The sequence below is a fragment of the Embleya scabrispora DSM 41855 genome, from assembly GCF_000372745.1.
Lineage (GTDB): Bacteria > Actinomycetota > Actinomycetes > Streptomycetales > Streptomycetaceae > Embleya > Embleya scabrispora.
This window is the reverse complement of record NZ_KB889617.1, coordinates 1-5,065: the sequence shown is the minus strand read 5'-3', so window position 1 is coordinate 5,065 and position 5,065 is coordinate 1. Positions and strand designations below refer to the sequence as shown.

At 70.6% G+C, this 5,065-nt stretch carries 4 protein-coding genes and 1 pseudogene; 2 read left to right on the top strand and 3 right to left on the bottom strand.

Going from position 1 to position 5,065, the window contains the following annotated elements; genetic code table 11:
• Positions 1-370, top strand: a 370-nt coding sequence (locus A3IC_RS53950) for a group I truncated hemoglobin (protein WP_020550339.1), incomplete at its 5' end; no start/stop codon positions are given.
• A 447-nt stretch (positions 371-817) separates the two neighbouring features.
• On the opposite strand, the gene A3IC_RS0112220 is transcribed toward A3IC_RS53950, so the two are convergent.
• The gene (locus tag A3IC_RS0112220) at positions 818-1,417 is read right to left on the bottom strand and encodes a cysteine hydrolase family protein (protein WP_020550338.1); all 600 of its coding nucleotides are present in this window, start codon (positions 1,415-1,417) and stop codon (positions 818-820) included.
• Positions 1,418-1,505: 88 nt separating this feature from the next.
• Entirely contained in the window at positions 1,506-2,750 is a 1,245-nt protein-coding gene (locus A3IC_RS0112215; RefSeq protein ID WP_052173424.1) for an MFS transporter, read from the bottom strand.
• A gap of 140 nt (positions 2,751-2,890) precedes the next feature.
• Between A3IC_RS0112215 and A3IC_RS0112210 the strand changes: the two genes are divergently transcribed.
• Positions 2,891-3,826 carry a LysR family transcriptional regulator gene (locus A3IC_RS0112210; protein ID WP_020550336.1) on the top strand — a complete coding sequence of 312 codons (936 nt, stop codon included), beginning with the start codon at positions 2,891-2,893 and terminating at the stop codon, positions 3,824-3,826.
• A 976-nt stretch (positions 3,827-4,802) separates the two neighbouring features.
• Here A3IC_RS0112210 and A3IC_RS0112205 read toward each other — a convergent pair.
• Positions 4,803-5,065, bottom strand: a pseudogene (locus tag A3IC_RS0112205) (hypothetical protein); the annotation flags it as partial.

Here is a 5,065-nt window from a genome sequence, read left to right as displayed (position 1 = left end):
GCTCGATGCGGACCTCGCCCCGTTCTTCGCGAACCGCGACCTCGACCGGATCAAGGCGCGTCAGGCCGAGTTCCTGGGTCACGCTCTGGGCGGGCCGGTGGAGTACCGGGGCCGCCCGTTGTACAGGCAGCCCTGGGGAGACGTGGTGTATGAGAAGAGCCGCTCGATGAAGGACGTCCATCGCCTCGGGTGGTTGCGAATAGAGCAGCGGCACTTCGCCAGGTTCGTCGAGCACCTGGCGGCGTCGCTGACCGCCGCCGGAGTAGCGGACGAGATCACACAGGAGATCCTCACCGTGGTGACCCCGCTGGCCGACGACATTGTCACCGGGCCTCCCGAGTGTGGGGACGGGGCGCTGACCGGAATTTGACGGAACCCCGGTGGCAATCGCCGAAGACCCGGCGATCCAGGGTTCGGGGAGGGGATGGCCCGACCGCCTCGGGGGACGGACCGTCGTTCGAGGTGGGAGTTCATGTCCAGCTCGAACCGGCCGTAGGGATTCGCTGGGCCGGTACTCGTTCCAGCTTCCCGACCTGCCTGGTGGCCTGCGTCCGCTGCGCGACCCGGACGCGGCCGAAGAAGCGCGAACCCGGTGCGGGTGGCATTCACCGCCGGGGCTATCCCGGCGGTGATGTTTGCACCGGTCACGGGCTCGCAGTGTGCCTGGAGCCGTTAACGCAACCTGACGAGGTCGCGGCGGCTATGAGTGGCGGCGGTGAAGCTCCGGGCTGCTGCCGGGTCGGCACTGGAGGTCTGAGCGGCCGCCACACACCGGGTGGGTGCGGCGGCTGCGGGTGGGATCGGCTCCTGGTTGGAGTCAGTCGGCCCGGAGCAGGGTGTGCAGCTCGGTGGTGTCGATGATGTGGGCGCGTGAGGGAAGGACCCGGTGGAGCAGGACGTTGTGGACTTCGGTGTCCGGGTCGGCGACGCCGTCGGACAGGACGTAGAGCTGGTAGTCGCGGTCGGCCGCGTCGATGACGGTGGACAGGACGGCGCCGCTGGTGCTGATGCCGGAGACGACCAGAGTGGTGATGCCGCGCTCGCGTAGCTGCTGGTCGAGTTCGGTGGTGGACATGCCGCCGTAGCGGATCTTGCGCACGACGATGTCGCCGTCCTGGGGAGCCAGGCGTTCGTGGATGGCAGCGGCGGGGTCCTCGTGGTGCATGACGCGGTGTTGGGCCAGCGGGGCGAAGGACTTGTTGGAGGCCGGGATCGCGGCCCAGTCGGCATCGGTGAAGCCGACGCGTACGTAGGCGATGGTGCCGCCATGTGCGCGAACGTCGGCGATGGCCCCTTCCACACGACCGAGCAGGGCGTTGCGGTCCTCGCCTTCGGGCACGAAGGCCAGGATAGCGGGCTGGTAGTCCATGACGAGAAGCGCGGTGTGGGCGGGGTCGAGCACGGGGGCAGTGTTCACGCGAGTTCTCCTTGAACGGTGGTGTGCCGGGTCGACGCGGACGCGCACCGGCGGACCGGCCGGCCTGCGGGTGGCAAGTCGTGGTGCCTCACGAGTGGCTGCGGGACGGTTCGGGCTCGTGCTGCGACATCTGGTCCTGTCGGGGAAGCAGGAGCGGGGTGGTCAGGATGAGCAGTCCCGCGACCGTGAGAGCGGTGCGTGGACCGGTGACGTCGGCGAGCAGCCCGGCGAGCGCGGTGAGGACGGCGATGGACGCCTGCTGACCGATCGACCAGGCCGACAGGGTGCGGGCGACGAGATGCCTGGGGGTGTGTTCGAGCCGGTAGGTGGCGAGCACCGGGCCGTACAGGCTCATGTTGACGATGATCGCCAGCTCGACGGCCATCACGGTGACGAGGCCTACGACGCCGGGACGGACAAACGCCAGGCCGATCAGCCAGATGGCGCGCAGGGTGCCGACGGTCCGGAAGACCCGGTGCCGGCCGAAGCGGTCCACGACACGGCGGGCCGGCCGGGAGCCGATGAGTCCGCCGAGGCAGGGGGCGGCGAAGGCGAGGGCGTACTGCCAGGGCGGGAACCCGAGCCGGCGAAGCAGGAGCACGGCCGGCAGCGGCTCGGTGGCCATGATCAGACCGGCGACGAGCATTTGGTTGAGGTAGAGCGGCCGCAGACCGGGGTGGCCCATGATGTGCCGCCGGCCGTCGAGCAGCGCGCCCGCCCGGAGCGGGCTCTTGTCGGTCGTTCGCGGTGCTTCTTCCCGGCCGCGGATCGCGGTGATGCCCAGCGCGGAGAGCAGGTAGCGGAGCGCGTCGGCCACCACGGTGGTGACCGGCCCGAACAGGCCGATCGCCGCCCCGCCCAGCGGTGGCCCCACCGCGATGGAGCTCCAGTTCGTGGACTCGAACCGCGCGTTGGCGACGAGCAGGTCATCCGGCCGCACGAGGGCCTTGAGGTAGGCGCCACCGGCCGCGTTGAAGGCAATCCTGGCCGCGGCGACCACGGCCGAGACCACGAGCAGTTGGACGAAACCGAGCCATCCGAAGGCGTAGGCGACCGGGATCGTCGCCATGGCCGCGAACCGGGCCAGGTCCATCATGATCATGACCGGGCGCTTGCGCCGGAACTCCACCCACGGCGCGAGCGGCACCGCGATCAGCGCGCCCACCGCAGGCCCCACCGCGGACAGCGCGGACACCTCGGCGGGTCCGGCATGCAACACCAGCACGGCGATCAGCGGCAACGCCCCGAATCCCAGCCCGGACCCGTACGCGCTCACCGCATATGACGCCCACAGCCAGCCGAACTGCCGACCCAACCATCTCCTGCCCACCATGCTCGGCGCACTCCCCTTGAGGTCCCACCCGAACAAACTGACGTTGACCGATGAGAGGTAAGCGGGCAGGACAACGGCAGGTCAAACAACCGACCTGCCGGCAATCCACAACCACCGGTTGTTCACTAAGGTGGGTCGGCGTGGACCTCGAAGCAGTACGTACCTTCGTCGCCGTCGCAGAAGCGGGCCAGTTCCAGAAAGCCGCCACCGACCTGTCGATCACCCAGCAGGCCGTCTCCAAACGCATCGCCACACTGGAGCACGACCTCGGTGTGCGGTTGTTCACCCGTGCCCCACGCGGCGCCGAGCTCACCATCGACGGGCAGGCGTTCCTGCCCCACGCACGCGAGCTGATGCGCGTCGCCGAGCGCGCGGGTGCATCCGTGCGCCCGGGCCACCGTCCGCTGCGCGTCGACGTGATCGCCTCGCGCAGCGCGCAGTCGGGCCTGATGCGCGGCTTCCATCGCGCACACCCCGAGATCGACCTCGACGTGATGATGCTGTTCGACATCGAGACGGCCGTCACCGCCATCCGCTCCGGTGCGATCGACGCGTCCTTCCGCGCCGTCGCCGCGCCCGCCCGGCCCCTTCCCGGGGACATCGCGTCCGTCCGGGTGCTCGACGAGCCGCTCCAACTCCTCACCGGCCCCGCCCACTCGCTGGCGGGCGCCCGGTCGGTGACCGTCGCCCAGCTCACCGGGCACCGGATCTGGATGCCCGGCATCGCCCCCGGTACCGAGTGGGGCGCCTACTACGACGACCTCGTCGCCGAGTTCGGCCTCACCATCGAAGTGACCGGCCCCAACTTCGGCTCCGACGCACTCCTCGACACCATCGCCGACACCCCGGCCCTGGCCACCTTCATGGGCGGGCACACCCGCCTCATCTGGCCCACCGACCACGGCCTGCGCCGCATCCCGGTGACCGACCCGACACCCGTCTACCCGCACTCGCTCCTCTGGCACCGAGACAACCCCCACCCGGCGCTGGCCGCCCTCCGCGCCCACCTCGCCGCCACGACGGGCGGCCAAGACACCGCCGGGACCTGGACACCGGGCTGGGTGATTCCTCGCTGAACGACTCCCCACCCGTGCGGCCGGCCCCGCCCACCGCAGGCGGTCAACGGCGGGCGCCGCCGGGGGCGAGCAAGCTGGTCGGCCCGGCGATCGCCTCCGGGGGCTTGTCCCGACCAGCCGCCCGATTCCCGCGGCCCGCCCGGGAGATCCTTGCGTGCCGGCATGGGCCGGGGACTCGCTCGTTCGGGTGTACCCCGCGCGTCGACGGGGCGCGCGATGCGATGCTCGGCGCACCTCCCGGGCGGCGTCGGGGTCCACATACACCCTTCGTGGTGGCCGTGCAGGCCCGCCCCGGCTTCCGACGACACCGAGTCGCCCACCGGCCGGACGCCGGTCACACGGTCGGCGCGACCCACGCGCGGAACGTTCTATCAGAGGGGATCACGGTTCCGGGCCGGAACGAGAGATCACCGAACGCCCGCCCGAACGCGTTGGCACCATCACGCGCGAGTCACCCGACGACCGAGGAAGGGCGCACGTGCCGATCAACTTCCTGAACGAGGACCAACGCAGACGCTACGGCCGCCGCCCGACATGCTGCCCGACAGCGTGCCGGCCGACCTGGATCCGGACGAACGGCCGGACTACGGCGACGGCCGCCTCGACTACCACACCCGCCTGACCGTGGCAGCGACTTCCACCTTGCGCACCGCAGTCCACACCGCCAGGTGTCCGACCCTGCCGAACCGCCACGGAAGTCGAGCTTGTGGGCCGGTTTCAGCAGGTGAGACCGGCTGCGGCTGCTGCGACCGGGGTGGCGGTCGCCGTGGCCGCCGACCTGTCGTGGATGGTCGGGCCGAAGCCGTCGGCGGTGCTGGTGAAGGCGCCCAGGGTCGACCAGCGTGCCCTGGTGATGCTGCCGGGCAGCGCACGTTTACGCGAACGCCATCACGCCCAAGTGGGGCCGGCCCGGGTGGTTGGCAATGTGATGGCGCCTGCGGGTGGTTGTGGTGCCGAGTCTCCGGCTCGGTGGCTCTCATCGGGCTGGTCGGCAGCGACGTACGTAGTAGGCGTAGGTCAGGGCCAGGAGCATGGGGCCCCACAGCGTTGCCGGGATGATGCACACCTTTGCCAGCAACTCCCACCAGCCGTTGGAGTACCCCAGGGCGTGCAATCCCGGGACGTGGAGCCAGGCGAGCAGTGTGCTTCCCCAGACGGCGGTCAGGACCAGGCCACCGATGGTGGCGGGGATGATCGCCGCCAGGGGCGGGATGCGTTTCCCGCCGATGATCGGCAACC